General features: G+C 48.8%; 1 protein-coding gene. It reads left to right on the forward strand.

Annotated elements, in window-relative coordinates:
- Positions 1-33 precede the first annotated feature (33 nt).
- The coding region (locus tag IM300_RS22510) for an EF-hand domain-containing protein (RefSeq protein ID WP_193038356.1) at positions 34-1,616 on the forward strand (1,583 nt) is incomplete at its 3' end.

The raw sequence follows: 1,616 nt of genomic DNA on the forward strand, positions 1-1,616 counted from the left end.
ATGAGCAAATAACCATAGTAAATCCAGGGACAGATGATGAAAATGGTACTGCCAGTTAATGGCTATAGTTCGGCAACAGGGTTCATGGAGGCCTTAGAGGGCACTGAGGGAGATACTCACTGGCTGATGAAGAAGGCCGAACACTGGCATGGTGGAATCCATCTTTATGACAGTTTTGCGGCTAATGCTGTATTTAAACCCGGCAGCCATGGTCTGAAATGCATGACTGATGGTCAGGTGGTCGCCTGGCGCTTAAATGATAATTACCAGACCGCTCCGTTTAAAAAGAAGATGCTTAAATTCAGCACCACCTTTGTTCTCATCAAATCAACCTGTACCCCAGATAAAGACAAACCCGATAACTCACTGGACTTCTATACGCTGTGGATGCAAATAGCCCCGCTTTCTGAGTATGGGGTTACGGACACACCGACAGCCACCGTGACCGCCAGCGCATTGAAAATCCGTCAGGACAACACATTTTCAGGCTGGATGCGTAACGGAATGTCCCAGGGGATAAACGTTCCCCGCGATGCATTGCATCACTATGAAGCTCCACAGGACACGCATACTACATTACCGCGCGGTTCAGTCGTGGAGATTGAACAAGAGGCGACTTTTATTCTTAACGGCAAACCGGCTCCATTCATTTTCATTACTGTTGTGTCAGTCCCCGAAGGAGCTAAAACCGGATTATCTGTCGGAGAGTCTGGCTGGATTTCTGGGCTGGATAAGTTTGTTAAGAGGCAAGACATTACAATACCAGCGTGGATGCAGGAAGCCCGTAAACATGACGTATTCAATCAGGTCGTGACGGTATCCGGGGAAGATGCACTTCCGATTAAGGCCGGGGATGTTATAGGTCACCTTAGCCTGAAAGAACAACCGTATGGCAATCCTCAGTATTTTTGTCATCTGGAAGTATTCAGCCAGGATGCACGAATGAAGGATTTTCTGACAAATAAGGCTGGCGTAACGAAAGGAGTCGCAGAACTGCATACTCTGGCGGATAAAATGCGCTGGCAGCATCGTGACAGAGATAATTCCTTTGTCGTGGCTGGTGTCGGCGGTGACCCTTCGCCAACAACAGCAGAGCGTTACACTCCCGAAACTCAGTGCCGCCGACTGGAGGCCAACGGAAAAACCTGGTATTACATTCCCGGCGAGCTGGCATGGATGGCGGCGGAAGATGTGGAAAGAGCAAATCAATTTGATCTTGAAAAAAGAGGATTTATACCTCTGGAACAGGAGGACGCCCCACAAAGCATTTTCCAGACCCCGAGAGAAAGCTGGCTACGACAAGCGTTCGGACGACTTGAAGAATTAGCCAGGGGCGAAACACGGGATATGTATTCCTCCAGCTACACCGAAAAGTATCAGAAGTTGCTTAAACAGATGGATTCAAACCAGGATGGTGTAATCGATGCTGGTGAACTGTGGCGGTTTCTGCACAACCGTCAGCCACATATCCGGTATCAGGTGCAGCGCCTGGTGGTGAAGCACCACAGCGAATGGCTTAAAGATGGCACATCAGCTCTTTGGCAGGCAGCGCTTGATGAGCAGGCAAAGAAATATCCTGATCTGGCACTATTCAACCGTGACTTCATCAATAAACT

This window comes from Enterobacter cloacae complex sp. I2 (assembly GCF_014896205.1).
GTDB lineage: Bacteria > Pseudomonadota > Gammaproteobacteria > Enterobacterales > Enterobacteriaceae > Enterobacter > Enterobacter quasihormaechei.